The sequence below is a fragment of the Nitrospirillum karajorum genome, from assembly GCF_036348415.1.
GTDB classification, from domain to species: domain Bacteria; phylum Pseudomonadota; class Alphaproteobacteria; order Azospirillales; family Azospirillaceae; genus Nitrospirillum; species Nitrospirillum amazonense_B.
On record NZ_JAZBQB010000003.1, the window covers coordinates 1,570,359 to 1,595,616 of the forward strand.

The window sequence follows — 25,258 nt, forward strand, 5'->3', positions numbered from 1 at the left end:
TGGCATTCGGGAAGGAGGGTAGGCCGCGCGCATCGCCGGCCAGCCGCGATTCGGCCCCTTGCGGTAAGGGGTTGGAGGTGAAATTTAGCGGCTCACGGGAATCTGGAAATGCTGATTCAATGTCCGCATGTTAGGACGCTTTCGCGGTGCCCGCCCGTGCCGCTTTGCGCCCTGCCTGGATCATTTGCCGAGATCGACGCCCATGAGCCCGTTGAAGAACATCCTGGACCAGTTCCGTCACGCCGCCATGACCGAGCGCGAGAAGGGCACGTATTTCGAGGAACTGATCCGGGCGTATCTGACCAACGAGGCCAGCTACCGCGACCTGTATGACCAGGTCTGGACCTACGCCGACTGGGCCAGGGAACAGGGGCTGGATAAGCGGGACACCGGCATCGACCTGGTGGCGCGCACGCAGGGCACGGGCGAGCTTCATGCCATCCAGTGCAAGTTCTACGCGGATGACTACCGGGTCACGAAGGCCGACATCGACAGCTTTTTCACAGCGTCGGGAAAGCGCCCCTTCACCCACCGCGTGATCGTCACCACCACCACAAACTGGAGCGAGCACGCCAACGACGCCCTTCAGGACCAGCGGCCCCCGGTCACCAAGATCGACCTGCACGACCTGGAAAACAGCCAGATCGACTGGTCACGGTATGAGCCGCACAAGGCGCCCGTTCTCCGGGAAAAGAAGCGGCTGCGGGAGCATCAGGAACGTGCCCTGGCGGCGGTGCAACGGGGCCTGGCGGTCGCGGATCGCGGCAAGCTGATCATGGCCTGCGGCACCGGCAAGACCTTCACCAGCCTGAAAATCGCCGAACGTCTGGCTGGACGCGGCAAGCGGGTTCTGTTCCTGGTGCCTAGCCTGTCGCTGCTGTCTCAGACGCTGACGGAATGGACCCAGGAAAGTGAGACCCCGCTGCACAGCTTCGCCGTCTGTTCCGACAGCGACGTGGGGAATAAGCGCCACAAGAACGACGACGTGGTGCAGACCTTCACCCATGAACTGCGGTACCCGGCCACCACGCAGGCCGACCGCCTGGCGCTGGAGATGGGCAAGCGCCACGACGCCCACCACATGAGCGTCGTCTTTTCCACCTACCATTCGCTGGAGGTGATCGGCAAAGCGCAGCACGCCTACGGCCTGGCGGACTTCGACCTGGTGATCTGCGACGAGGCGCACCGGACCACCGGGGCGACCTTTGGCGATGACGACGAAAGCGCGTTCGTCAAAATCCACGACGCCGCCTTTATCCGCGCGACCAAGCGCCTGTACATGACCGCCACCCCCCGCATCTATGGCGACAACGCCAAGGCGCGGGCGGAAGTCGAGAACGTCGCCCTCTGTTCCATGGATGACGAGGCGCTGTACGGCCGGGAACTGTTCGTCATCACTTTTTCCGAGGCGGTGAAGCGGGAACTGCTGGTGGACTACAAGGTGATCGTGCTGGCGGTGGAGGAAGCCCACGTCAGCCGGCGCCTGCAAGCCCTGCTGAGTGATGGCAACAACCAGCTCAAGGTGGACGACGCCGCCAAGATCGTCGGCTGTTGGAAGGCGTTGTCCAAGCAAGGCTTGACCGATGGCCTGGTGGGCGACAGCGACGCCATGCGCCGCGCCGTGGCCTTTTGCCAGGTGATCGAGGTTCAAAAGAACGCCAAGACGCACAAGGTCAGTTCCAAGAACATCGCCCGCATGTTCCAGAGCGTGGTGGAAGCCTACCAGGCGGAGGAACAGATCGACGCCGCGTCCCGCCTGGCCTGTGAGGCGGCGCATGTGGACGGCGGCATGAGCGCCAGCGAGAAGGAGGAAAAGCTCGACTGGCTGAAGGCCGAGCCCCCGCCCGCCACCTGCCGTATCCTGAGCAATGTGCGCTGCCTATCCGAAGGGGTGGACGTGCCGGCCTTGGACGCCGTGCTGTTCCTGACTCCGCGCAATTCCCAGGTGGACGTGGTGCAGTCCGTGGGCCGGGTGATGCGCAAGGCCCCCGGCAAGAAGCGCGGCTATGTCATCCTGCCGGTGGTGATCCCCGCCGGGGTCGAGCCGCATGAGGCCCTGAACGACAACAAGACGTACGCGGTGGTGTGGCAGGTGCTGCAGGCCCTGCGGTCGCATGACGACCGATTCGACGCCATGGTCAACAAGCTGGATTTGATTGGCCAGGACCCCAGCAAGATGGAAGTCATCGCCATAACCGATAAGGTCCAGAAGCGGCAGGCCGGGGCCAAATCCACGGGGCCGAGGAACAAGGACACCGGCAAGGGCGACTTCACCATCGGTGAGGCGGCGCGCGTGCCCGATGGCCCGGACCAGGGTGAATTGCAGTTCGAGATCGGGGAGATTGAGAAGGCCATCTATGCCAAGCTGGTGCAGAAGGTTGGCAACCGCCACCACTGGGAAGACTGGGCAGGCGATATCGCCAAGATCGCCCGCACCCATATCGACCGCATCAAGGCCATCCTGGAAAACCCCGACAACACCCGTGAGCGCGCGGCCTTTGCCACCTTCGCCGAGGAATTGCGGGACGACCTGAACGATAGCATCAAGGACGGCGAAATCGTCGAGATGCTGGCCCAGCACCTGATCACCAAGCCGGTGTTCGACGCCCTGTTCGAGGGCTACAGCTTCACCCAGCATAACCCCATGTCGCTGGCCATGCAGGGCGTCCTGGACGTGCTTCAGGAACACCACCTGGCCAAGGAAGCCGACACGCTACAACGCTTCTATGACAGCGTGAAACTGCGGGCCGAGGGCATAGACAACGCCGCCGGCAAGCAAAAGATCGTCGTCGAGCTATACGACAAGTTTTTCCGCAACGCCTTCCCTGACATGACGGAGCGTCTGGGCATCGTTTACACCCCGGTGGAGGTGGTGGACTTCATCCTGCACAGCGTGGATCACATCCTGCGGCAGGAGTTCGGCCAGACGCTGGGCAGTCCGGGCGTGCATATCCTGGACCCCTTCACCGGCACCGGCACCTTCATCACCCGGTTGATGCAAAGCGGCCTGATCACGCCGGAACAACTGCCCCACAAGTACCGCCACGAGATCCACGCCAATGAATTGGTTTTGCTAGCCTACTACATCGCCGCCATCAATATCGAGGCCGTCTATCACGGCATCGTTGGCGGGGACTATCAGCCGTTCGAGGGCATTTGCCTGACGGACACCTTCCAGCTTTACGAAAAGGACGATCTGGTCAGCGCCCTGCTGGTGGACAACAGCGCCCGCCGCACCCGGCAAAAGAACCTGGACATCCGCGTCATCATCGGCAACCCGCCTTATTCGGTGGGACAGAAGAGCGAGAACGACAACAACGACAATGTCAGTTACCCCGGCTTGGACGAGCGGATCCGCACCACTTATGCCAGGCGCTCTACCGCCACCAATAAGAATGCCCTTTACGACAGCTATATCCGGGCCATCCGTTGGGCGTCCGACCGGGTGGGCGACTGTGGGGTGATTGGCTTCGTCACCAATGCCGGCTTTCTGGAATCAAACACCGCCGATGGTTTGCGCCGATGTTTGGCGGATGAGTTTTCCAGTCTCTACATCTTTCATCTAAGGGGCAATCAGCGCACGTCTGGTGAATTGTCACGCAAGGAGGGCGGAAAGATTTTTGGTAGTGGTAGCCGTGCGCCCATCGCCATTTCCTTGCTGGTGAAAAACCCTCATGCAACGCAGCGGGGCAATATCTATTTTCATGATATCGGCGACTATCTCAGCCGGGAACAGAAACTAGAGAAGATCACAACATTCCGCGACATTGCTGGCCTTTTGGCTCAAAATGCATGGCGTACTATAACGCCTGATTTGCACGGCGATTGGTTGAGTCAGCGGGATAATACCTTTGAGAGTTTTATTGCTATTGGAAGCAAAGATAAGGAAATAGATTCAAAAATATTCGAAAATTACTCAAGAGGTCTTGCCACAGGAAGAGATGCTTGGTGTTACAATTCCTCTAAGGGGAAGCTTTCAAATAATATAAATAGTATGATTAAACATTATGTTGATGACGTTGTTAGATTCAACAATGAAAATCCTGATCTTGATAAGAGTGGCCGTGATTTGATTGTGGACTCTTTTATAAACACAAACTCAAAGGAAATTAGCTGGACTAAATCTCTGAAGCAGGCTTTGGTGGCAAATAGGCAATTCGCCTACGATCAGAATTGTCTGACGCTCAGCTTGTATAGACCATTCTATAAGCAATGGGTTTATTTTAGCCGCCAATTTAATGATATGATATATCAAATGCCGCGAATTTTCCCCAAATCCACTGCAATTAATCGAACCATCTGCGTTCCAGGATTGGGCGGGGATAAGGGGTTTTCGGCCCTTATGGTTGATGCCATTTCAGATCTGAATCTGGCCCCTGGTATGGGAGGATACCAATGCTTTCCACGCTATCTTTATGATAACGAATTGGAAGAAGTAAAAGAAAACACTCAAGGTGATATGCTGGCCAACCTTGGTCACTCTGGCAGCAAAAATCGCCGGGATGCGATCACCGACCAAGGTCTAGCCCATTTCAAAGTTGCGTATCCTGATGAAGCCATCACCAAAGAAGACATTTTTTATTACGTCTATGGCCTGCTGCACGCGCGGGACTACCGGGCGCGCTACGCCGACAATCTAACCAAGGAATTGCCGCGCATCCCCTGCGTGAAGACTGCCGCCGATTTCTGGACGTTCTCGCGGGCCGGCCGGGCTTTGGGCGACCTGCACGTGAACTACGAAACGGTACCGCCCTATCCAGCCACCATCACCGGGGCGACTGAGGGCGTGAGCTATCGCGTCGAGAAGATGCGCTATGGCGGCAAGGGCGGGAAGGACAAGACCGTCCTGCATTACAACGACCACATCACTGTCACGGGCATTCCGTTGGCGGCCTATGAGTACGTGGTGAACGGCAAGCCCGCGCTGGATTGGGTGGTGGAGCGCCAGTGCGTGAAGGTCGACAAGGACAGCGGCATCGTCAACGACGCCAACGATTGGGCCACGGAAACCGTGGGCGATCCCCGCTACCCCTTGGATCTGTTCCTGCGGGTGATCACCGTCAGCCTAGAAACGATGAAGATCGTCAACAGCCTGCCGCCGGTATTCGACACGGGCGCGGAGGCTTAAGCGGGCGCGCGGTGCCGGCTGGTGGATGGACCTTGTTTCAGGCGCGGCAAACACTAAATGCATATAATTCACTTATTGCATTTAGTGGCGTTGTGATATCGAACCAACGAGAAGAAGGGGATGATCATGACCGCGCTTGCCCACCGCCAACCACCGCCGACCGAACAAGAGGCGGTGCTTGCCCGCCGCTCGGGCCAGAGCCTGTCGCGCTTCGTTGCCAAGGGCCGGCCCCTGACGCTGCGGGTGAAGGATGCTGAGCAGGAACAGCCGATCGAATTGCCCGCCGGCGCCGTGCGGATGCTGATGGACATCCTGGAGGCGATGGCGGCCGGGCGCGGCGTGACCATCATCCCGGAGAATGCCGAACTGACCACGGTGCAGGCAGCCGACATCCTCAACGTCTCCCGCCCCTTCCTCATCGGCTTGCTGGAGGGCAAGGCCATCCCCTATCGCATGGTGGGGAAGCATCGCCGCATCCGCATGGAAGACGTCATGGCCTATAAGGCCCGCATTGATGCGGAGCGGGAGCGGGTGCTGGATCAGTTGGTCGCGGACGCCCAAGAGAACGACATGGGCTATGGTGCGCCGTGACGGTGTACACGGCGCTTCTTGACGCCAATGTCCTGTATCCCGCGCCCATGCGGGACCTGTTGATGCAGCTCGCGGTCATGGACGTCTTCCATGCCAAATGGAGCGCCGATATCCACCGCGAATGGATCGAGGCGCTGATGCGCACCCAACCCCACCGCGACCGCGCCAAGCTGGAGCACACGCGCGACCAGATGGACCGGCATACGCGGGATGGCCTGGTGACCGACTATCAGGGCCTGATCGCGTCGCTGACCCTTCCCGACCCCGATGACCGGCATGTGCTGGCCGCTGCCATCAAGGGGCGCTGTGACGCCATCGTGACGCAGAACCTGGCGGACTTCCCCGAGCCGGCCCTGGCCCCCTACGGCATAGAGGCCCTGCACCCCGATGACTTCCTTCTCAACCAGATGAGCTTGGACCCCGCCGCCTTCTGCACAGCCGTCGCCAAGGTCCGCGCCCGCCTCAAGAACCCGCCCTACAGCGTTGAGGACTATCTGGCCACCTTGACCCGCCAAGGGCTGGTGGCCACCGCAGGTGAGCTACGGCAGTACGCCGCCTTGCTGTAGGCGCGTGCCCTACAGGTCGTTGGGTAACAGCACCAGGTCAAGTAGACCGGCGATTTCCCGCTGCATCATCACCAGTCGCTGACGCTCCATGATGAAAAACTCGGGGCTGGGGACCGCCTCGGTGAAGGTCATCCCTTCTTTCAGCATGTCCTGAAGGGCGCGGCCGAACATGGTGTTGTGTCGGGCGCGGAGGGTGACGAGCCCGAACAGGCGGTGATGGTGTTCCGCGTAAACCCGCATCTTGTCGAAGGGCTGCCCGGTAGGGCTGACGATCTCGCCGAAATAGTCGTTCAGCCACACGATAAGGCGAATCGAGGGCGGAAGGGTGCGAATCGAATCCAGCAGGTTCGCCAGGCTGTCGTCTTGCGCACCCCCACCCACCACCACGCAATGGACCGTCAGCGCGTGGCCGGCTTGGGCCAAGCGGGGCAGGGTTTGATCATCGCGCAGATGATCCATGATCGCCGCATGGGCCTCCGGGCCACCGTCAATCACCGCGTCGCCACGGTGGGGCACCAGCACGTCCGTCAGCTCCGCCGGGGCAACCAGTCTGGCCTGCAGGCCGGGGAACCTGGACAGCGAAGCGTGGGCCGTGTCGGTGTCCAGAACCAGCAGGCTTCCACCGGGCCGTTGGCGCTGTATCAAGTAGTCGGCAAGAAAGGTGGCGATGGTCGTCTTTCCCGTGCCGGCTTTCCGTTGAACGATCAGATGCACGTCGCCCATGGCGGCCGCCCCCTCAGTACAGATCACGGCGGTTGAGGCCCATGCCTGGGCGCGCAACGGCGGCAGGCGGTGATGCCTCGGCTAGGGCTGGTGCCGCCGTGGCGGTGGCGTTGTGGGGCGCTTTGGGCGTGGCCGGTGGCGCGGCCGACGCGGGCGCGACCAGGCGTGGCAACGCCTGATCGACCAGGTAGCGCTTCACATAGATCTGGAACTGGCGCAGCCCAATCGGCAAATGCGGCGACAGTTGCCGGTACACCTCCGACATCGACCACCCTTTCGCCAACTCCGCGAGGATGGCGTCGCGTTGGGCAAGGAACGCGACCCGTCCCGCCGTCTTCGTCTGTCGAACCGTTAAAAAATCCTGATTCACGCCGGAAAACTCCTTAGCCAAGGCGCTGTACGTTGAATATATAGACCAGTATTTGGAATAAAAATGAGCGAATTTGAGCAAATAAGAGCATTCGATGACCGTGCCAGAATGATTGTGATCTTGCGAAATAAAGCGAAGATTTTGGATCTTTGAGGCGTGATTGCTTGCAGGGCAGGATGGGGGATGTGCCGGCACGGCCCATCCCACCCGTATTCACCTTCGGTTCAATGGGTCCTGCTCTGCGAGGCATGCCGGCTCCGCCGGTGGACAGGGGGAGATAGGACATGGGGAACATGGAAGGAACGCAGAAGCTGGCCCGCCGGCGGCAGCCACAGATAACCGTGCGCCCCCTACCCGATGAACGGCGGCAGCTTCAGGAGTGTGCGGCGGTCACTGGACTGCCCATCGCCGAGTTCATGTTGCGGGCCGCCCTCGGGGCACAGATCCGCAGCGTGGTCGATCTTGATCAGGTCCTGATCCTGTCGAAGCACGCGGCGGACAATGGCCGGCTGGGCGGGCTGCTGAAGCAGCTCATGGCGAGGGGCGAGGGCGTGGATTTCCACCAGAGGCGGGAATTGCGGGCGTTGCTTATGGAGATCCTGAAAGTCCAAAAGTTGATGGAGCAAGCCGCGCGCGCCATCCTCAGCCGCGTGTGAGTTTAGATCTTTAGCGGCTAAAATTGAATTCGGCTTAGATGAAAGCGGATGGGGGTTTAGCTAAACAAGGTCACGATAGTTTAGCTAAACCATGAAATCCTATTTCTGTAATATGTGATTAAGATTCGCATTGATATTTTGTGAATATATGTGCAGCTTGGTGCGTAGGTCAGCGGAATGGTGCGTCATGTTTCTTTACATTTCGTAAGGAGGCAGGCTCATCACCCGATGAGAAGACGAAAATTATTTAATATCGTGGGTGGAGCTATGGACGATGCGCTTCCTAAACTGCTGACTGAAAAGCAAGCAGCCGATGCTCTTAGGGTTTCGGTGTGGACGCTGCGCCGACGGAGGAAGGCCAAGCAGATCGGCTATATCGAGATCGGTGGGCGGTTCCGGTACACGCATCAGCATTTGGTGGACTACATTTCTCGCAGGAGCTTTACCCCATGCCCCGAAAGCGTGCCGGTCACCTCGGGCAGATCGGCGACTACTGGCTCTCCCAACGCCCCAACAGCGACGCCTGGTGCCGCACCTGGTACGATTCCGGCACCCACCAGACGCGCCGCGCATCGCTCGGCACAGATGATCTTCAGCAAGCCCAGCTCGCCCTCGCGCAATGGGTGACGGTCAACCGCGTCATGCGGCAGGAGCCGGCGGCGGAGGTCCTGCTGGAGGATTGCCTGGTCCGGTATTGGGAGCAGGAGGGGCGGGACCTGCGCAGCGCCGACCAGACGCGAATCGCCCTTAAGAAATGGTCGGACTTCTTTCCTGGCGCCACGATCTCCGAGATCACCCACCAGCGGGTCCGGGCCTTCGTCCAGGCGCTCCGGGAAAAGGGGCTGAGCAGCGGCTACATACGCCGCGTGCTGGCCAATGGCGCGCGCGCCCTTAACCGGGCGGCACAGCATGGGGAAATCGCCTGGGCGCCGCGAATCGACCTGTCGTTGGCGCCGGAAGGGGCGCCGCGTGAGCGGGTGCTGGCGGTGGACGAGATGGCCGCGTTGTTCGCCCAGGTGGAGCATGACCACCTGGGCATGTTCCTGATGCTGGCCGTGGGCACCGCGGCGCGTCCCAACGCCCTGCTGCGCCTCACGGGCGACCAGGTGGACCTTCACCGCCGCTTGGTCCGGCTGCACCCGCCAGGGGCGCGGCAGACGAAGAAGCGCAATCCCACCCTGCCGCTGTGCGACACCCTGGCCGCGCGGCTGCTGGGCCTGCCGGCGGGGCCGGTGATCAGCTATGGCGGACGACACGTCCGGGACATCGGGCGGGCTTTTAACCGCGCGCGTGATCGGGCGGGGCTGGGGGCGGAGGTGTCGCCCTACACCCTGCGGCACACCATGGCCACGGAACTGCGCATCCGGGGCGTTCCCGTTTGGGAGGTTGCCGGTTGGCTCGGGCATAGCAGCGGGTATAGAACGACGGAGCGTTACGCAAAAGGAAACCCGGAGGCGCTGGCGGGCGCACTCCGGGCTACCGAGGCGTACTTCGTGGACCTGGCGATGCGAGTGGAACTTCCTTCGCCTGGTCCTGTCATCAACCACGGTGCGTGCGACTAGCGTGCTACCGGGTCAGCCAAAAGGGGCTGCGTTTGCGCGCAACCCCTTGAGGAAGTTGGTGGAGCTAAGCGGGATCGAACCGCTGACCTCTACAATGCCATTGTAGCGCTCTCCCAGCTGAGCTATAGCCCCGAACTTTTAAGTCGGTCCCGCCATCTGGGCTCCCCGAGGGGGAGGGCGGCGGTGAGGCCGGGAATATGCGCAGATGCGGGGCGGAGATCAAGCGTTCAATTTCGCCCGCGACCCTGGCATGTCTTTCAATCATGTGACAGCGGCTTCCGCACCCAGGCCGCCCGCAAAAGCCATGACATCCAAGAAAAACGCCGACGGTCCCCAGTCGATGACCCAGGAAAAACAAAAGGCCGGCTGAGTTGTCAGCCGGCCTTTTGAATTTTGGTGGAGCTAAGCGGGATCGAACCGCTGACCTCTACAATGCCATTGTAGCGCTCTCCCAGCTGAGCTATAGCCCCAAACCATTTTTAACTCGTACCGCGCCGCCTGGGGTCTGGCGTGGTGTGGGCGGGAATATGCTCAGATGCGTCGGCCGGATCAAGGGAAAAATTCGGGAATTCGAACTTTTTTTGCTGCGCGGCCAATACCCTGATTTTCCTCACACTTTAGCGGTCCTCGTCGCCACCTTCGACGTCGACCACCTCACCCACGTCATCCTCGTCGCCCAGTTCCTCGGCGTCCTCCAGCAGGACGTCCTCGTCATCGTCGCCGGGGACATCGTCGGCGACCTCGGCCTCTTCCAGGTCATCGACCTCCAGATCGACCTCGGCCTCCTCCAGGACTTCTTCCTTCTCCTCGTCCTCGACCTCGACACCGGTGTCCTCGTCATCCAGGACGGGCTTCTTGGTGTCGTCGGCCAGGATCGGGCGCGCCCGGCGGGACTTCAGCAGCGCCTCCGGATCGAACACGGTCGAGCACGAGGGGCAGGTCGGCGGGTTCTTCCGCATGTCGTAATAGCGGGTGCCGCAGTTCGGGCAGATCCGCTTCGTGCCCCATTCCGGTTTCGCCACGGCAATCCTCCATGAAAACACGCGTGGCGACGGCCCGGGCCGGCCATATCCACGCCTCATATAAAAAGGTACAGGAGCGGGCGTTTGCCATGAAGCCCGGCCCCTGTCAAACGTGAATCCGCGAACACACCCCCAAGGGTGCGCTTTCGCCCCGTGCGATGGCGCGCGCGGCCCCCGCCGGCGGTCGCTGGCGCCTTGCGCCGCCGCTGGGGCGGGGCCATCCTTCAATGTGTGCCGTCCTTCCAGCCCAGGGACTCCATCCCCTCAATGTTTGCCCCTATGTCCGCCCCGCTATCCGCCCCCACCTTCACCTGGATATCCGCCCCGGCCGCCTCGCTGAACGGGGTTGCGGCGGTACCGGGCGATCCGGCCGTGGCCGTCCGCGCCCTGGTCCTGGCGGCCCTCACCGTGGGGGAAAGCCGGGTGGCTGGCGCGCCCCTGGCCGGGCTGGGGCCGCTGGTCCAGGCGTTGCGCACCCTGGGCGCGCGGGTCGAGGAAGGCGGGGAGGGCGCCTGGCATGTGCGCGGCGTGGGCGTGGGGGGGCTGCGCCAGGCGGCAGGCCTGCTGGATCTGGAAGGTGACGGGCTGGCCTTCGCCCTGTTGTCCGGGGCGCTGGCGACGCAAGCCGGGGAGACCTTCCTCACCACCCGCCATCCCGGCGCGGCGGCCTTCCTGAAGGCGACCCTGCCGCCGCTGGCCCGCATGGGGGCGGCTTTCACCCCCGCCGGCGACGGCCTGGGCGGCGTCCGCCCGCCGCTGCTGCTGCGGGGCACGGCCCGTGCGGTGCCGGTGGACCACAGGCCGCTGGCGCCGGTGGCCTGCGATGCCAAGTCCGCCCTGCTGCTGGCGGCCCTCAACATCGCCGGCCGCACCACGGTGGTGGAGGAGACGCCCACCGCCGATCATACCGAACGCCTGCTGCGCCAGTTTGGCGCCGCCCTCGTGACCCGGCGCCAGCCGGATGGCGCCTGGGCCGTCAGCGTGGATGGCCAGCGGGAGCTGCGGCCCGCCGTGGTGGCCGTGCCGGGGGACGCCGCCTTGGCCGGTGCGGCGTTGGCGGCGGCGATGCTGCGGCCGGGCTCGGATATCACCCTGACGGGCGTTGGCGTCGGGGAGCACCGCGGCGCCTTGTTCCCGGTGCTGCGCGCCATGGGCGCCGACCTGACGATGCGCCCCGCCACCACCGGCGAGGGGGAGCCCATGGCCGACCTGCGGCTGGCCCCATCCGGGCGGGCGATGCCCGGCGGTGAGGTTGAGGCCGGGGCCCTCACCCAGGGGGAGCTGGCGTTGGCGGCGGTGGCGGCCGCGCGCACCCCGGGAACCACCACGCTAAGCGGCTTGGCACCTGGCATGGCCCGGGCGGCGACGGCGCTGGTCCCGGTTCTGGCCACCTGCGGCGTCTCCGCGACGGCGGGCGCCGACGTCCTGGCCATCACCGGCGACGGCCAGCCGCCCGCCGGCGGGACCACGGTGACCGTGGGCGCCGATCTGGCGCCCGCCTTCCTGGCTCTAGGCGCCGCCGCGGCCCGCCCCATCGCCGTGCGCGCGGACATCGGCCCGGATGCCGCGCGCCTGCTGAACACGTTGGGCGCCGCCGTCACGCACGGATGAAGGCGCCGGCTGGATGTGGCGACTTGCCAGGGTGGGCGGGCGGTGTTAGCCACGCGCCATGCCCCGGTGCCCATGCCGACCAGCAGGCCCCGCCCCCCCTCACCACGCTGATGACCCCGCTGATGACTCCGTCCCCCTCCTTCATCGTCGCCATCGACGGCCCGGCCGCCAGCGGCAAGGGCACCCTGGCCCGCCGCCTGGCCGCCACCCTCGGCTTCGCCCACCTGGATACGGGCGCGCTCTATCGCGCGGTGGGGTTGTCGCTGCTGCGGGCCGGCCATGCGCCGGATGACGGGGCGGCCGCCATCGCCGCCGCCCGCGGCCTGGACGCCGCCACCGTTCTGCCGCTCATGAACGATCCGGCGCTGCGCCAGGACACGGTGGCGGTCGCCGCCTCCAAGGTCTCGGTGGTGCCCGAGGTGCGGGCCGCCCTGTTGGATTTCCAGCGGGATTTCGCCAACCACCCGCCCGGCGGCGCGCCCGGAACAGTGTCCCGGGGGGCGGTGCTGGACGGCCGCGACGTGGGCACGGTGGTTTGTCCCCAGGCGCCGGCCAAGCTGTTCGTGACCGCCGACGTTGAGGTGCGCGCCCGTCGCCGTTTGTCGGAGTTGCGCAATACTGGCGCGGAGGCTATATACGATGCCGTCCTGGAGGACATGAAAGTCCGTGATGCGCGTGACAGTCAACGGGCGGTGGCACCGCTGAAGCCCGCTGTCGACGCGTTTTTGCTTGATACGTCCATGATGGATGCCGACCAGGCGTTCATCGCCGCCATGGACTTCATCCGCTCCAGACCCGCGTTTCCCGACTTCCTTTAAAACGGACGGTTAGGCCGCGCGGCCCCCAACTCAACCCAAGTCGCCGGGCATGGTGTCCGACGCCATGGGCCAAGTTAACCTCCTGTCGGCCGGGCGTCTGCCGGGGGGTTGGAACGGGCCTGTGCTGGATCCACTCAAGGAGTTTAAATGGCCCAGGTTTCCGCCGCCAAGTCCCAAGACCGTGGGATGAAGGAAAGTTTCGCCGCCCTTCTGGAAGAGTCGCTCGGCACGAGCGAGAGCCTCGAAGGCACGGTGGTTAAGGGCACCGTTCTCAGCATCGAGAACGACATGGTGCTCATCGACGTTGGCCTGAAGTCCGAAGGCCGGGTCGCGCTGAAGGAATTCGCCGTCCCCGGTCAGCCGGTTGAGCTGAAGGTTGGCGACACGGTCGAGGTTTACCTCGAGCGCATGGAAGACAAGCACGGCGAAGCCATGCTGTCGCGCGAGAAGGCCAAGCGCGAAGAGGCCTGGACCCAGCTGGAGCGCGCGTTCACCGAACAGCAGCGCGTCACCGGCATCATCTTCGGCCGCGTCAAGGGCGGTTTCACGGTCGACCTGTCGGGCGCCGTGGCCTTCCTGCCGGGCAGCCAGGTGGACATCCGCCCGGTGCGCGACATCTCCCCGCTGATGGGCACCCCGCAGCCCTTCCAGATCCTGAAGATGGACCGCTCGCGCGGCAACATCGTCGTGTCGCGTCGCGCCGTTCTGGAAGAGAGCCGCGCCGAGGCCCGTTCGGAGCTGGTGGCCAACCTGAAGGAAGGCCAGGTTCTGCAGGGCGTGGTCAAGAACATCACCGACTACGGCGCGTTCGTGGATCTGGGTGGCGTCGACGGCCTGCTGCACGTCACCGACATCGCCTGGCGCCGCATCAACCACCCGTCGGAAGCCCTGCAGATCGGCCAGACCGTCACGGTCCAGGTCGTCCGCTTCAACTCCGAAACCCAGCGCATCAGCCTGGGCATGAAGCAGCTTGAGGCTGATCCGTGGGAAGGCGTGGAAGCCAAGTACCCGGTCGGCGCCAAGTTCAAGGGCCGCGTCACCAACATCACCGACTACGGCGCCTTCGTGGAGCTGGAGCCCGGCATCGAGGGTCTGGTGCACGTCTCCGAGATGTCCTGGACCAAGAAGAACGTCCACCCCGGCAAGATCGTCTCCACCTCTCAGGAGGTCGAGGTCATGGTGCTGGACGTGGATCCGCAGAAGCGCCGCATCTCCCTGGGCCTCAAGCAGTGCCTGGACAACCCGTGGGAGACGTTCGTCGACAAGTTCCCGGCCGGCACCGAGCTGGAAGGCGAGGTCAAGAACATCACCGAGTTCGGTCTGTTCGTTGGTCTGCCGGGCGACATCGACGGCATGGTCCACATGTCCGACCTCGACTGGAACAAGTCGGGTGAAGAGGCCATCCAGGACTACAAGAAGGGCGATCACGTCCGCGTGAAGGTCCTGGACGTCGACGTGGAAAAGGAACGCATCAGCCTGGGCATCAAGCAGCTGGCCAGCGATCCGTTCGAAGCCACCGTCGCCGGCGTGAAGAAGAACGACGTCGTCACCTGCACCGTCACCGCCATCACCGAGGGCGGCATCGAGGTGTCGGTCGTCGACGGCTTCACCGGCTTCATCCGCAAGTCCGACCTGTCGCGTGAGCGTTCCGAGCAGCGCCCGGACCGTTTCGCCGTCGGCGAGAAGGTCGACGCCAAGGTCACGCAGATCGATCGCGCCAGCCGCAAGATCGGCCTGTCGATCAAGGCGAAGGAAGTCGAGGAAGAGAAGCAGGCGATGGCCGAGTTCGGTTCGTCCGACTCGGGCGCCTCGCTGGGCGACATCCTGGGCGCCGCGCTGAAGCGCGCCCAGAAGGACAAGGACGAGGCCTGAGAGTCGGTCCGTCAGGACTGAGTTTCGGGACCCAACCGGGTCTTGAGTAAGAAAGGGCCGTCCCTGGGCAACCGGGGGCGGCCTTTTTCTTGGCCTGGATGCCGCATCCCCCTCCCACCATTCCAAATGGCCGACGCCACCTACGCCGGGCGCCAGAGGCGATCGAGCAGCGATAATGCAAGAGTATGAAGACCTTACCCTTGCCAGGACCGATACGCTCCGGCACAGTTGGGGCAGGATGGGCGGTGATGGAAAACCGTGACCGCCAGGCCAGGGTGGATGTACATCCCGGCCGTCATCCTGCCGGGAGGCATCAACGACACGATAAAGATAGCGGCCCCAAGGATCGGGACCGATTGCCCAAGGGGGAATTGCCGATGACCAAGTCGGAACTCATCATGCGGCTGGCGGAACTCAATCCGCACCTCTACCAGCGCGATGTGGAAAAGATCGTCACCACCATTTTCGACGAGATCACCGAGGCCCTGGCCCGGGGCGACCGGGTGGAACTGCGCGGTTTCGGCGCCTTTTCCGTGAAGCGGCGCGACGCCCGCACGGGCCGTAACCCGCGCACCGGCCAGGCGGTGGACGTGGAGGAGAAGTTCATTCCCTTCTTCAAGACGGGCAAGCAACTGCGGGAGCAGTTGAACACGGATTGATCGGTCCCATTTGTGGTGCCCGGCCCCGGCGATCGCCGGGGCCCTCGTACGCCGCCATCGGGCGGCCGTCTTGATTCCGGGACGGCCCCAGGGCGGCCTTAAGTCAGTGGAGCGGCAGGTGTTGCGCTACCTTTCCTGGATCGTGTCCATCCCCCTGGCCCTGGTCGCCATCGATTTCGCCATCATGAATGAAGAGGTGGTGAGGCTGGCGCTGTGGCCGCTGGACGGGGCCGTCGTGGCGCCCTCTTTCGCTGTGGTGTTCGTGTCCCTGCTGGTGGGTTTCCTGGCTGGTGGCCTGGTGTCCTGGCTGTCGGCGGGCAAGCATCGCCGTGCCCTGCGCAAGGAACGGGCGCGGGGCGACCAGCTGCAGCGCGACCTGGACGCCGCCCGCCTGCATGCCGCCGACCTGGAAAAGCGCATCGCGGCCGCCGACCGCGCCGCGGGGGTGGCGGCGGCCCCGCCGTCCGATGTGCGGGTGATGTCGCTGCGTTAAGTTTGCCCTCAAATGCCGGGCGGCCACATCCGTGGCCTTGGCTTTCTCGATTTCCAATCCGCCTTCGGCTCCCCGGAAATCTCCGGCGGATGCGGTCGCATCCTACGGCGGCACGTCATGCCGCCGGTGCCAGGTACGGCGGTCTCAGCGGGCCGCCTTTTCCTTTTCCGGCATGGCTTTCTCATCCGCCAGCCGCTTGTCCAGGCGGGCCGTCACCGCCTCGCCGTAGCGATGGCAGGCGGCCTCATCCACCAGGGGCAGGGTGGCGTTGGGACCCAGGCGCTTCCACATCTGCGAGGCGTCGGGGTGGGGCGTCAGCAGGATGTCGCAGGGCAGGGCGGCCAGGGTGGCGATGGCCTGGCGGAAGCGGGCCAGCACGCCGGGATGCGCCGCGTCGTCGGAATAGCGGTAGACGTCGTCGGTGTAGGCGCTGAGGCTGTCGGCGTAGACCATATGATGGCACTGTCCACCCTGGGGGCCGTCCTGGCAGCTGTCCCAGGTCCAGGTGGTGGCGCCCGGGGTGTGGCCCGGCGTGGCGTGGGCGGTCAGGCGGAGGGGCCCCAGGCTCACCACTTCCCCATCCGCCAGCCGCTTCACCTGCGGGATGGCGGGGAAGCCGCCGATGCTCAGATATTGCGGATCGCCCCGGTCGCCCTTGCCATGCTCCAGCGCGTCGGCCGCCGGCGATAGCGCCATGACCGTGGCGCCCGAGTCGCGCCGCAGCTGCTCGATACCGCCGGCATGGTCCAGATGCTCATGGCTGTTCAGGATGATGCGCACATCCTCCATGCGGAAGCCCAGGGCGCGGATGTTGGCCTCGATCAGCGGGGCCGCCTTCTCCGTGGCGCCGTCGATCAGCACATGGCCCTGGGGTGAGGTGATGAGGATGGAGGACAGGCCGCAAGTGCCGACGTACCAGGTGTCGGCATAGATGCGCAGCGGCGCCGCCGGCATGTTCCAATCCGCCCCCTCCGGGCAGGCCGCCGCCGGGTGCGGGGGCGTCGTTCGGGCCGGCTCGGCCGCGAACGCGGGGGCGGCGGCACCGCACAACAGAAGGGCGGCGACGGCGAGGCGCGGGGTCATTGGGGCGATCCAGAGGCTCGGGAGGGAAACTTTCGCGTGTGTGATCGCCAATTCTGGCTAAAAAAGGGCGGCCGGCCCCTCGGGCCTGGCCCCGGCCGCCCGTATCGCCCGCTACCGGGGCCGGCGCTTGCGGCCGCGCCAGTCGGGCTTGCGCGCGCCATCGGTCGAGGGTCGGTTGGCGGCGGCCTTGGGCGGGCGGTTGCCGCGCACGGCGCGATATCGGTCCACCAGGGCGATGAAGGGGGCCCGGAGCCGTTCCACCAGGGTGTCGTCGCCCTCCAGCTTGGCCAGGGCGAAAGCCCCGGCCTCCAGCGTCGACACGCTTTCCCGCCGGGGTTCGCGCCGCAGGTTGCCATAGGCGGAGACGAAATCGGGATGGACGATCAGGCGGCGCAGCTTCAGCAGCCAGGCGTTACGCCACCACAGGGCCTTGGCCTGCGACCATGACCCGTCCAGCAGGATGAGGCCTTCCAGATCGGCCAGCGCGGTCGGATCCTCCACCGTCTGGCCCTTCTTGTCCACCAGCCGCACGGTTCCGGGCGGCGTGGCGGTGGCATCATCGCCGGAGCCCATGTAGAGCACGGCCCAGCGGCGCGGGTCAGCCTCCTGTCCCGTCTTGTCCCGGCCCAGCGCCTTGGCCAGGTTGGGCCAGGACAGGCCCACCTTCAGCCGGCCGCGCGCCAGCCCCAGGGTCAGCAGGCGGGCGCTGCCCAGTTCCACGTCCTGCTCCTGGGGATGCTGCAGCACCAGCACCTCCAGCCGGGTCTGGATGGGCTCGATGCCCTGGCAGACGCACAGGTCCAGCGGTTTGGCGCAGCGCGGGCAGAGGGCGTCCTTTTCGGCCGGGGCGGCCTCTTGCGCCAGGGGAATGGGCTGTTCCGCCGGCGGCGGGGTGTCTTCAGTCATATCAACCAGCGATCTCTTTCACGAATCGGACCCGCTCCTGCGCCATTTCCAACACGCCACCCCGATGAAGGCATGATGGAACCACCGCCTGCGACGACGGGGCCTGTACGCGGGGCTTGACGGCGGGCCCGGCAGGCGTTGACCTGGACCGGACGGGCATCGCCCGTCAAGATGCCAGCACAGCCCCCTCCGGTATACAGCCATGGCCACCGTCACCGTCCTGCCCCGCCGCTTCACCTCCCCGCCCACGCTGGAGGAGATCGAACGCCTGGCGACCGACGCCATCACGTCCATCCCGCCTGAACTGCGGGTTCATATGGGCAATATGATCGTGCGGGTCGAGGAATTCCCCGATGAGGAGACGGAGCGGGAGATGGCGCTGGAAACGCCGTTCGACATCCTGGGCCTCTATCGCGGCGTGTCCTTGCCCCAGCGGGGCGCCAACGACGCCAGCCACGGGCCGGACATGATCTTCCTCTACCGCCGGCCGCTGCTGGACTATTGGTGCGAGACGGGGGAGGACCTGGCGGACCTGGTGCTGAACGTCATGGTGCATGAGATCGGCCACCATTTCGGCTTCTCCGACGAGGATATGTACGGCATCGAGGCCAACGATCCCTGAGGCGAGGGCCGGCCGCTTATAAAAAACCGGGGGGCTGGCGGTACCTTGCCGCCGGCCGGAACATGGGGGTGGGGTGATGGCATTCGTGTGGACCGGTCTGGTCACACTGTTCGCGCTGTCCGTTTACTTCTGGACCATCGGCCAGGTCAGCCGGGCGCGGGGCAAGCATGGGATCGCGCCGCCCTCGGTGGATGGACCGCCGGACTTCCAGCGGGTCCTGCGCGTGCAGACCAATACGACGGAACAGCTGGTGCTCTTCCTGCCGGCCCTGTGGTTGGCCGCCAATATCTGGGGCGATCACACGGCCGCCTTGATCGGCGTGGTGTGGCCCATCGGCCGGGTGCTGTACGCCGTGGGCTATTATGCCGAGGCCAAGAAGCGCACCACCGGCTTCAGCCTGTCCATCTTCGCCACGCTGGTCCTGCTGGTCGGCAGCCTCATCGGCCTGGTGCGCTCCCTGTTGGGCATCTAGCTCAGCTTCCGGGCTGCAGCGTGGCGTCCGCCAGGCGGTAGTAGAGACCGTTGTCGTCATCGCCCACCATGTGCAGCGTGCCCGTCAGGGTGATGGGCTCGCTGGTCATGGCGATGGGGGCGCTGGTCCTCACCTCCATCAGGTCGGCGGGGCCGGGCGGCGGGCAGAAGGGGCAACTGGGCGCCATGGCGCTCAGCAGGAAGTGGCCCGACTTCTCCTTCTGCTCCAACGGGATGATGAAGCCGGCGATGGTCAGGGGCTTGCCCTCCAACGCCTGCACCTCCGGGCCGAAGGCGGCGCGCACGCGCAGCAGGCCGTTGTCCATGCTGTGCACCTCCTTGACGTCGGCCAGCTTGTCCCAGCCCAGGGTCGCCTTGGGGATGTTGGCCTGCACGGATGCTGCCGTGCCCGGGGCCGGGGCTGCGGCGGGGGCCGCCGCCTTCTTGTCGGCCGCCAGGGCGGGCGTCCCGGCGTGGGTGATCCCGGCGGTGACAACAGCCGCCATCATCAGGACGGTGGCGATCCTGCGCTTGGCCTGAAGCGTCATGACGAAATCCTTTCCTTGCGACAACTGCCTTGTCTTCCTGGGCCCCAATCATGGCTGATCGAAGGCCGGTCTTCGCTGTTGGCGGCGGCATCCCGGGTCGCCGCGCCCTGCGGTGTTCGCCGGCTTCACGGAATCACCCCCGCGACAGCACCGCCGACACGTCCGTGCGGTAGGCCTGGATGGCCGGCACCAGGGCGGCCACTACCGACAGCCCGGCCGCCAGGATCAGAAGATAGGGTTCCGTCGCCGGAAACTGGAGTCCCGTGATGCCCATGTCGCGGGCCTGGGGCACCAGGCGGCCCGCCAGTTCCACCGCGCCATGGCCCAAGACCAAGCCCAGGGCCGTGCCGGCGCCGCCCATGGCCAGGGCCTCCGCCAGCAGCAGGCCCGAGATGCGCGCCCGGGTGGCGCCCAGCGCCCGCATGACCGCCAGGTCATAGCGCCGCGCCTGGGTGGCGTTGTAGAGCGCCACGAAGATGCTGAGCGCGGAGGACGCGACCAGCAGCAACCCGAAGCCCCGCACCGTGTCGGTGCCGATGCCCACCAGCGACAGCAGGCGCGTCATCTCCGCCGCCGGCGAGGCCGCCTGCATGGTGCTGCCGGTGTTGATGCGCCGGGGCAGCAGGGCGGCGGCGATGGGGGAACGGTAGCGCAGCAGGACGGAGGTCACCTCACGCTCGGGCGGTTGCTGGGCCTGCTGGGCACCCTCCGCCTGGTGTTCGTGGTCGTCATGGTCATCGCCGTCATGGTGGTGATGGTGCGCGTCATGCACCGCCCAGACGCTGTCGATGGGGGTCAGCACGAGGCGGTCGACCACACCACCGGTGGGGGCCAGGATGCCCACCACGGTGTAGGGCATACCCTCGTGCACGGCGCCCCCGGCCGACAGGCCATGGTTGCCGTTGAACTGGTCGCCCACCTTCAGGCCGGCGGCACGGGCCACCTGCGCGCCCACCGTCGCCTCCATGGGCGCCTGCCACAACCGGCCCTCCGCCACCTGGGCGTGGCGCAGCGCCACGAAGGCCGGGTCGGTGCCGACGATGCGGTATCCCCGGAAGCTGTCGCCCAGGGCCAGCGGCACCGCCTGCGCCACCAGCGGGTCGGCCGCCAGCGCCTGCGCCTGGGACAGCGGGATGTTCCCGGTGGGGATGTCGATCTGGTACAGCGCGGACAGGATCAGTTGCAGCGGGCTGCCCTTGGCGCCCACCACCAGATCCACCCCGGCCGCGTCTTTGGCCAGACGGTCCTGCAGCTGCGTGCCCACCAGGATCAGCACGACGATGGTGCCCACCCCCAGGGCCAGCAGCGCCACGTTCAGGCAGGTGGTGAGGGCGGAGCGCTTCAGATAGGCCCAGGCCAAGCCAAGGGTGTTCATGCGGCGTGACCTTCCTTGGGTACTCGCCCGCCCGGGACGCTCAGTTTCGGCAGTTCCAGCCGGTCGGGGATGCGGGCGCGGGTGCGTTCGTCATGGGTGGCGACCAGCAGGGTGGCGCCGCACACCGTTGCCTGTTCCAGCAGCAGGTCCAGCACCAGGCCGCAATTCTCGTCATCCAGGGCGGAGGTCGGCTCGTCCGCCAGGATCAGCTTCGGTGCCGTGACCACGGCGCGGGCGATGGCCACGCGCTGCTTTTCCCCCTGGCTCAGATGCTCCGGCTTGGCTGACAGGCGGGCGCCCAGGCCCACCCGGTCCAGCGCCTGCGCCACGGCGCGGACATCGCGCGGCAACCCGGCCAGCCAGCGCGCCAGGTGCAGGTTCTGCCCCACGTCCAGGGCGGGCACCAGGTGCAGGGTCTGGAAGACGATGCCGATCAGCCGGCCGCGCAGGCGGTCTCGCCCGGCGGCGTTCAGGTCCCACATGGCCTGGCCGTCCAGCAGGATGCGGCCCTGGTCCGGCCGCTTCAACCCCGCCAGCGCGTGGATCAGGGTGGTCTTGCCGCTGCCGCTGGGGCCCAGCAGCAGGCAATGCCGGCCGGCCTCGACCGACCACAGGGGAATGTCCAACACCGGCCGGCCCGCGATGGCGTGGCGCAGGCCGTCAACCTCGATAAGGGGCATGGGGAACCTGTCCTGCCGCGTTGCCGACGCCCCAGGACTGCCGTTCCCTGGGGTTGCCGCATCTTGGGCGGCGGCGGGGTGCCCCGCAAGCGGGAAGGGATGGGCGCGACGTCGCGGCCACACCCCCTTCCGATACGCCGGCCGGTCTGCATTTGATTCCCAAGCCCGACATTGCTACAGTCCGAGAGGATGTCTTTGCACTCCCGAAATAAGGGTAAGGCATTGGAAAACAATCCGAAAATATCGATCCTGTTCGTCTGCACGGGCAATATCTGCCGCTCTCCCACCGCGGAGGGGGTTGTGCGTCGCCGTCTGGCGATGGATGGCCTGGGTGACCAGGTGGCGGTGGCCAGCGCCGGCACCCACGGCTATCACGTGGGGGAGGCGCCCGACATCCGGGCGGTGGAGGCGGCGCGCCATCGCGGCGTGGACCTGTCCGCCCTGCGCGCCCGCCGGGTGGATGCCGATGATTTCCAGCGCTACGACATGGTGCTGGCCATGGACCGCGAGCATCTGGACTTCCTGCGCCGACTGGCGCCACCCCAGCATCGGGACCGGGTGCAGCTGTTCCTGGACTACGCCCCCGACCATAAGGGCCATGACGTGCCCGACCCCTATTACGGGTCGGAGGACCAGTTCGACACGGTGCTGGACCTGATCGAGGCGGCGGCCGACGGCCTGCTGGATGAGGTTCACCGCCGGCTGGGGGGCAAGGCGGGCTAGGTAAACGGACTCGGCTTGGCGGGCCGGGGGCGCTATACCTAAGGGCCCTATCGTTCCCGCCCTACCGGATTTAGTGCCGTGCCCGACACCAACGATACCGCATCCCCGGCGTTCCCCGCCCAGGGCGTCACGCCCATGATGGCGCAGTACCTGGAGATCAAGGCCCAGCATCCGGGCGCCCTGCTGTTCTATCGCATGGGCGATTTCTACGAGATGTTCTTCGACGACGCGGTGGCCGCCGCCCGCGCGCTGGACATCACGCTGACCAAGCGTGGCCTGCATCTGGGGGAGGAGATCCCCATGTGCGGCGTGCCGGTGCACTCGCACGAGAATTATCTCTCCCGCCTCATCCGCCTGGGCTTCCGCGTCGCCATCTGCGAGCAGACCGAGGACCCGGCGGAGGCGCGCAAGCGCGGCGGCAAGGCCGTGGTGCGGCGCGAGGTGGTGCGCGTCGTCACCCCCGGCACCATCACCGAGGATGGCCTGCTGGACGCCCGGTCCAACAACTACCTGGCCGCCTTGGCCGATGTGGGAGGCGCCCTGGGCCTGGCCTGGCTGGACCTGTCCACCGGGGAGCTGACCCTGCAGCCGGTGGAGCGCGCGGCCCTGCCGGCGGCGCTGGCCCGGCTGGCCCCCGGTGAACTGCTGGTGTCCGAACGCCTGACCCAGCAGCCGGAGCTGTTCGAGCTGTGGGCCGAATGGCGCGATCAGCTGACGGTGCAGCCCAACGCCCGATTCGACAGCGAGAACGGCCGCCAGCGCCTGCTGGACCTCTACGGCGTGGGCACGCTGGACGCCTTCGGCAGCTTCAGCCGGGCGGAGGTGGCGGCCGCCGGCTCCCTGGTCGATTATGTGGAACTGACGCAGAAGGGCCGGGTGCCCCGCCTGGACCGGCCGCGCCGCCTGGCGCTGGGCGCGGTCATGGAAATCGACCCGGCGTCGCGGCGTAACCTGGAACTCAGCCGCACGCTGACGGGTGAGAAGCGCGGCAGCCTGTTGGGGGCCATCGACCGCACCGTCACCGGCGCCGGCGCCCGCCTGCTGGCGGCCCACCTGGCCTCCCCCCTCACCGATCCGGCCGCCATTGGCCGCCGTTTGGACACGGTGGCCTATTTCGTGGAGCAGGGCGGCTTGCGGGCCGACATCCGCGCCCACCTGGGCCGGGCGCCGGACATCGAGCGCGCGCTGTCCCGCCTCAGCCTGGGCCGGGGCAGCCCGCGCGACCTGGCGGGCGTGCGTGACGGCCTGGGCCGCGCCCGTGACATCTGCGACACCTTCCCGGCCGAGGCGCTGCGCGGCGCCTTGGAACCGCCGCTGCCCCCGGGCCTTCTCGACGCCCTGCACGGCGTGAAGGTGCCGGCCGACCTTGTGTCCATGCTGGCGGCGGCCCTGGGCCCGGACCTGCCGCTGAACGCCCGCGACGGCGGCTTCATCGCCCAGGGCTATTCGGCCCCCCTGGACGAGCTGAAGGAGTTGCGCGACGACTCGCGTCGGCTGATCGCCAACCTCCAGGCCCGCTACGCCGGGGATACGGGCATCAACACCCTGAAGATTCGGCACAACAACGTGCTGGGCTATTACATCGAGGTCACCGCCCAGCACGGCGACAAGCTGATGGCGGCGGAACAGCGCGGCACCTACATCCACCGCCAGACCCTGGCCAACGCCATGCGCTTCACCACGGTGGAGCTGTCGGACCTGGAACGCCGCGTGGCGGAGGCGGGCGACAAGGCGCTGGCCCTGGAACTGGCCCTGTTCGAGGAACTGACCCAGGCGGTGCTGGCCAAGGCGGATGACATCGCCTCCACCGCCCAGGCGCTGGCGTCGCTGGATGTGGCGACCTCGCTGGCCGACATCGCGGTGGAATGCCGCTGGTCCCGCCCGGTGGTGGACGACAGCCGGGAGTTCCGCATCGTGCGCGGCCGGCATCCGGTGGTGGAGGCGGCGCTGGTGGCCGCCGCCAGCGGGCCCTTCGTGGCCAACGACTGCGACCTGTCGGACGCCAACCGCCTGTGGCTGCTGACCGGCCCCAACATGGCCGGTAAGTCGACCTTCCTGCGCCAGAACGCCCTGGTGGCGGTGCTGGCGCAGATGGGCAGCTTCGTGCCCGCCGACGCCGCCCACATCGGCGCCGTCGACCGGCTGTTCAGCCGCGTCGGCGCCGCCGACGACCTGGCGCGTGGCCGCTCCACCTTCATGGTGGAAATGGTGGAGACGGCGGCCATCCTAAACCAGGCCACGGGCCGCAGCCTAGTCATCCTGGATGAGATCGGACGCGGCACCGCCACCTTCGACGGCCTATCCATCGCCTGGGCGGCGGTGGAGCACCTGCATGAGGTCACGCGCTGTCGCGCCCTGTTCGCCACGCATTACCATGAGCTGACGACCCTGTCGTCCAAGCTGCCGTCGCTGGCCTGCCACACCATGCGCATCAAGGAATGGCAGGGCGACGTGGTGTTCCTGCACGAGGTGGCCGCCGGCGCCGCCGACCGCAGCTACGGCATTCACGTCGCCCGTCTGGCCGGGCTGCCGGCCACGGTCATCAACCGGGCGGAGGAAGTGCTGGCCATCCTGGAGGCCGGCGACCAGGGCAGCGCCGTGACGCGGCTGGCCGACGACCTGCCCCTGTTCAGCGCGCCCGTGCGCCGGGCGCCCGAGCCCGCCGCCGCCGCCGCGCCGGAGTCGCCGGCGCTGGCGGCGCTCAAGGTCCTCAGCCCGGACGAGCTGACGCCGCGCCAGGCGCTGGAGGAACTGTATCGGCTAAAGGGATTGCTGTAGT

The 25,258-nt window shown here is 66.0% G+C and carries 22 protein-coding genes, 2 tRNA genes and 1 pseudogene; 15 read left to right on the forward strand and 10 right to left on the reverse strand.

Features of this window, described 5'->3' with window-relative positions:
* The first annotated feature begins 202 nt into the window (after positions 1 to 202).
* From UCD39_RS20985 to UCD39_RS20995, 3 genes are all read left to right on the forward strand, one after another.
* Positions 203 to 5,128: a DEAD/DEAH box helicase gene (locus tag UCD39_RS20985; protein ID WP_330497725.1), complete on the forward strand. Its 4,926-nt coding sequence runs from the start codon at positions 203 to 205 to the stop codon at positions 5,126 to 5,128.
* Positions 5,129 to 5,254: 126 nt separating this feature from the next.
* The gene (locus UCD39_RS20990; RefSeq protein WP_330497726.1) at positions 5,255 to 5,719 is read left to right on the forward strand and encodes a helix-turn-helix domain-containing protein; all 465 of its coding nucleotides are present in this window, start codon (positions 5,255 to 5,257) and stop codon (positions 5,717 to 5,719) included.
* On the forward strand, positions 5,716 to 6,285 hold the full coding sequence (locus tag UCD39_RS20995; protein WP_330497727.1) for a PIN domain-containing protein: 570 nt from the start codon (positions 5,716 to 5,718) through the stop codon (positions 6,283 to 6,285). Before UCD39_RS20990 ends, UCD39_RS20995 begins: the two co-directional genes overlap by 4 nt.
* Before the next feature lie 9 nt (positions 6,286 to 6,294).
* On the opposite strand, the gene UCD39_RS21000 is transcribed toward UCD39_RS20995, so the two are convergent.
* Together UCD39_RS21000 and UCD39_RS21005 are read right to left on the reverse strand one after the other, a co-directional pair.
* Positions 6,295 to 7,008 carry a P-loop NTPase family protein gene (locus tag UCD39_RS21000; protein ID WP_330497728.1) on the reverse strand — a complete coding sequence of 238 codons (714 nt, stop codon included), beginning with the start codon at positions 7,006 to 7,008 and terminating at the stop codon, positions 6,295 to 6,297.
* Positions 7,009 to 7,021: 13 nt separating this feature from the next.
* Positions 7,022 to 7,573 (reverse strand): TraK family protein, encoded by a 552-nt coding sequence (locus UCD39_RS21005; protein WP_330497729.1) that lies wholly within the window; start codon positions 7,571 to 7,573, stop codon positions 7,022 to 7,024.
* An 89-nt stretch (positions 7,574 to 7,662) separates the two neighbouring features.
* On the opposite strand from UCD39_RS21005, the gene UCD39_RS21010 reads away from it, so the two are divergent.
* The 3 genes and pseudogenes from UCD39_RS21010 to UCD39_RS21015 all read left to right on the forward strand — a co-directional run bounded on the left by UCD39_RS21010 (position 7,663) and on the right by UCD39_RS21015 (position 9,596).
* Positions 7,663 to 8,034 carry a plasmid mobilization protein gene (locus UCD39_RS21010; RefSeq protein ID WP_330497730.1) on the forward strand — a complete coding sequence of 124 codons (372 nt, stop codon included), beginning with the start codon at positions 7,663 to 7,665 and terminating at the stop codon, positions 8,032 to 8,034.
* A gap of 267 nt (positions 8,035 to 8,301) precedes the next feature.
* A pseudogene (locus UCD39_RS28585) lies at positions 8,302 to 8,463 on the forward strand (helix-turn-helix domain-containing protein); the annotation flags it as partial.
* 20 nt (positions 8,464 to 8,483) lie between these two features.
* A complete protein-coding gene (locus UCD39_RS21015; RefSeq protein WP_330497731.1) occupies positions 8,484 to 9,596 on the forward strand; it encodes a tyrosine-type recombinase/integrase in 1,113 nt (370 codons plus the stop codon).
* A 56-nt stretch (positions 9,597 to 9,652) separates the two neighbouring features.
* On the opposite strand, the gene UCD39_RS21020 is transcribed toward UCD39_RS21015, so the two are convergent.
* The 3 genes from UCD39_RS21020 to UCD39_RS21030 all read right to left on the reverse strand — a co-directional run bounded on the left by UCD39_RS21020 (position 9,653) and on the right by UCD39_RS21030 (position 10,678).
* Positions 9,653 to 9,728: transfer RNA gene (locus UCD39_RS21020), tRNA-Ala, on the reverse strand.
* Between the two features lie 262 nt (positions 9,729 to 9,990).
* A tRNA-Ala gene (locus tag UCD39_RS21025) sits at positions 9,991 to 10,066 on the reverse strand.
* Between the two features lie 147 nt (positions 10,067 to 10,213).
* Positions 10,214 to 10,678 (reverse strand): TIGR02300 family protein, encoded by a 465-nt coding sequence (locus tag UCD39_RS21030; RefSeq protein ID WP_330497732.1) that lies wholly within the window; start codon positions 10,676 to 10,678, stop codon positions 10,214 to 10,216.
* 219 nt (positions 10,679 to 10,897) lie between these two features.
* Between UCD39_RS21030 and UCD39_RS21035 the strand changes: the two genes are divergently transcribed.
* The 5 genes from UCD39_RS21035 to UCD39_RS21055 all read left to right on the forward strand — a co-directional run bounded on the left by UCD39_RS21035 (position 10,898) and on the right by UCD39_RS21055 (position 16,071).
* Complete coding sequence (locus UCD39_RS21035; RefSeq protein WP_330497733.1) at positions 10,898 to 12,229, forward strand: carboxyvinyltransferase; 1,332 nt, start codon at positions 10,898 to 10,900, stop codon at positions 12,227 to 12,229.
* A 122-nt stretch (positions 12,230 to 12,351) separates the two neighbouring features.
* Positions 12,352 to 13,047 (forward strand): (d)CMP kinase, encoded by a 696-nt coding sequence (gene cmk, locus UCD39_RS21040; RefSeq protein WP_330497734.1) that lies wholly within the window; start codon positions 12,352 to 12,354, stop codon positions 13,045 to 13,047.
* A 147-nt stretch (positions 13,048 to 13,194) separates the two neighbouring features.
* Positions 13,195 to 14,919 carry a 30S ribosomal protein S1 gene (gene rpsA, locus UCD39_RS21045; RefSeq protein WP_145734868.1) on the forward strand — a complete coding sequence of 575 codons (1,725 nt, stop codon included), beginning with the start codon at positions 13,195 to 13,197 and terminating at the stop codon, positions 14,917 to 14,919.
* Between the two features lie 377 nt (positions 14,920 to 15,296).
* On the forward strand, positions 15,297 to 15,578 hold the full coding sequence (gene ihfB, locus UCD39_RS21050) for an integration host factor subunit beta (protein WP_044564159.1): 282 nt from the start codon (positions 15,297 to 15,299) through the stop codon (positions 15,576 to 15,578).
* Between the two features lie 118 nt (positions 15,579 to 15,696).
* A complete protein-coding gene (locus tag UCD39_RS21055; RefSeq protein WP_330497735.1) occupies positions 15,697 to 16,071 on the forward strand; it encodes a lipopolysaccharide assembly protein LapA domain-containing protein in 375 nt (124 codons plus the stop codon).
* A 144-nt stretch (positions 16,072 to 16,215) separates the two neighbouring features.
* On the opposite strand, the gene bla is transcribed toward UCD39_RS21055, so the two are convergent.
* Both bla and UCD39_RS21065 read right to left on the reverse strand, forming a co-directional pair.
* Positions 16,216 to 17,154 (reverse strand): subclass B3 metallo-beta-lactamase, encoded by a 939-nt coding sequence (gene bla / locus UCD39_RS21060; RefSeq protein ID WP_330497736.1) that lies wholly within the window; start codon positions 17,152 to 17,154, stop codon positions 16,216 to 16,218.
* A 111-nt stretch (positions 17,155 to 17,265) separates the two neighbouring features.
* Positions 17,266 to 18,060 carry a tRNA-uridine aminocarboxypropyltransferase gene (locus UCD39_RS21065; RefSeq protein ID WP_330497737.1) on the reverse strand — a complete coding sequence of 265 codons (795 nt, stop codon included), beginning with the start codon at positions 18,058 to 18,060 and terminating at the stop codon, positions 17,266 to 17,268.
* Between the two features lie 202 nt (positions 18,061 to 18,262).
* Here UCD39_RS21065 and UCD39_RS21070 point away from each other — a divergent pair, with 202 nt between their 5' ends.
* Positions 18,263 to 18,682 carry a metallopeptidase family protein gene (locus UCD39_RS21070; protein ID WP_330497738.1) on the forward strand — a complete coding sequence of 140 codons (420 nt, stop codon included), beginning with the start codon at positions 18,263 to 18,265 and terminating at the stop codon, positions 18,680 to 18,682.
* Between the two features lie 76 nt (positions 18,683 to 18,758).
* Positions 18,759 to 19,154, forward strand: a complete 396-nt coding sequence (locus UCD39_RS21075; RefSeq protein ID WP_330497739.1) for an MAPEG family protein — start codon at positions 18,759 to 18,761, stop codon at positions 19,152 to 19,154.
* A gap of 1 nt (position 19,155) precedes the next feature.
* Here UCD39_RS21075 and UCD39_RS21080 read toward each other — a convergent pair whose 3' ends face one another.
* The 3 genes from UCD39_RS21080 to UCD39_RS21090 form a co-directional block, all read right to left on the reverse strand.
* Complete coding sequence (locus tag UCD39_RS21080) at positions 19,156 to 19,701, reverse strand: DUF3299 domain-containing protein (protein ID WP_330497740.1); 546 nt, start codon at positions 19,699 to 19,701, stop codon at positions 19,156 to 19,158.
* A 133-nt stretch (positions 19,702 to 19,834) separates the two neighbouring features.
* Positions 19,835 to 21,076, reverse strand: coding sequence for an ABC transporter permease (locus UCD39_RS21085; RefSeq protein ID WP_330497741.1), 1,242 nt, complete (start codon positions 21,074 to 21,076; stop codon positions 19,835 to 19,837).
* Positions 21,073 to 21,756 (reverse strand): ABC transporter ATP-binding protein, encoded by a 684-nt coding sequence (locus tag UCD39_RS21090; protein WP_330497742.1) that lies wholly within the window; start codon positions 21,754 to 21,756, stop codon positions 21,073 to 21,075. Before UCD39_RS21090 ends, UCD39_RS21085 begins: the two co-directional genes overlap by 4 nt.
* 189 nt (positions 21,757 to 21,945) lie before the next feature.
* Between UCD39_RS21090 and UCD39_RS21095 the strand changes: the two genes are divergently transcribed.
* Positions 21,946 to 22,479 carry a low molecular weight protein-tyrosine-phosphatase gene (locus UCD39_RS21095; protein WP_330497743.1) on the forward strand — a complete coding sequence of 178 codons (534 nt, stop codon included), beginning with the start codon at positions 21,946 to 21,948 and terminating at the stop codon, positions 22,477 to 22,479.
* A 135-nt stretch (positions 22,480 to 22,614) separates the two neighbouring features.
* A complete protein-coding gene (mutS, locus tag UCD39_RS21100; protein WP_330498497.1) occupies positions 22,615 to 25,257 on the forward strand; it encodes a DNA mismatch repair protein MutS in 2,643 nt (880 codons plus the stop codon).
* Position 25,258 lies beyond the last annotated feature (1 nt).

What these genes read in the sequence shown, in the direction of transcription:
- UCD39_RS20985 (WP_330497725.1), top strand. Translation starts at nt 203, where the DNA reads ATGAGCCCGTTGAAGAACATCCTGGACCAGTTCCGTCACGCCGCCATG.
- UCD39_RS20990 (WP_330497726.1), top strand. Translation starts at nt 5,255, where the DNA reads ATGACCGCGCTTGCCCACCGCCAACCACCGCCGACCGAACAAGAGGCG.
- UCD39_RS21000 (WP_330497728.1), bottom strand. Translation starts at nt 7,008, where the DNA reads ATGGGCGACGTGCATCTGATCGTTCAACGGAAAGCCGGCACGGGAAAG.
- UCD39_RS21010 (WP_330497730.1), top strand. Translation starts at nt 7,663, where the DNA reads ATGGGGAACATGGAAGGAACGCAGAAGCTGGCCCGCCGGCGGCAGCCA.
- UCD39_RS21015 (WP_330497731.1), top strand. Translation starts at nt 8,484, where the DNA reads ATGCCCCGAAAGCGTGCCGGTCACCTCGGGCAGATCGGCGACTACTGG.
- UCD39_RS21030 (WP_330497732.1), bottom strand. Translation starts at nt 10,678, where the DNA reads ATGAGGCGTGGATATGGCCGGCCCGGGCCGTCGCCACGCGTGTTTTCA.
- UCD39_RS21035 (WP_330497733.1), top strand. Translation starts at nt 10,898, where the DNA reads ATGTCCGCCCCGCTATCCGCCCCCACCTTCACCTGGATATCCGCCCCG.
- cmk (WP_330497734.1), top strand. Translation starts at nt 12,352, where the DNA reads ATGACTCCGTCCCCCTCCTTCATCGTCGCCATCGACGGCCCGGCCGCC.
- rpsA (WP_145734868.1), top strand. Translation starts at nt 13,195, where the DNA reads ATGGCCCAGGTTTCCGCCGCCAAGTCCCAAGACCGTGGGATGAAGGAA.
- ihfB (WP_044564159.1), top strand. Translation starts at nt 15,297, where the DNA reads ATGACCAAGTCGGAACTCATCATGCGGCTGGCGGAACTCAATCCGCAC.
- bla (WP_330497736.1), bottom strand. Translation starts at nt 17,154, where the DNA reads ATGACCCCGCGCCTCGCCGTCGCCGCCCTTCTGTTGTGCGGTGCCGCC.
- UCD39_RS21065 (WP_330497737.1), bottom strand. Translation starts at nt 18,060, where the DNA reads ATGACTGAAGACACCCCGCCGCCGGCGGAACAGCCCATTCCCCTGGCG.
- UCD39_RS21070 (WP_330497738.1), top strand. Translation starts at nt 18,263, where the DNA reads ATGGCCACCGTCACCGTCCTGCCCCGCCGCTTCACCTCCCCGCCCACG.
- UCD39_RS21075 (WP_330497739.1), top strand. Translation starts at nt 18,759, where the DNA reads ATGGCATTCGTGTGGACCGGTCTGGTCACACTGTTCGCGCTGTCCGTT.
- UCD39_RS21080 (WP_330497740.1), bottom strand. Translation starts at nt 19,701, where the DNA reads ATGACGCTTCAGGCCAAGCGCAGGATCGCCACCGTCCTGATGATGGCG.
- UCD39_RS21085 (WP_330497741.1), bottom strand. Translation starts at nt 21,076, where the DNA reads ATGAACACCCTTGGCTTGGCCTGGGCCTATCTGAAGCGCTCCGCCCTC.
- UCD39_RS21090 (WP_330497742.1), bottom strand. Translation starts at nt 21,756, where the DNA reads ATGCCCCTTATCGAGGTTGACGGCCTGCGCCACGCCATCGCGGGCCGG.
- UCD39_RS21095 (WP_330497743.1), top strand. Translation starts at nt 21,946, where the DNA reads ATGTCTTTGCACTCCCGAAATAAGGGTAAGGCATTGGAAAACAATCCG.
- mutS (WP_330498497.1), top strand. Translation starts at nt 22,615, where the DNA reads ATGATGGCGCAGTACCTGGAGATCAAGGCCCAGCATCCGGGCGCCCTG.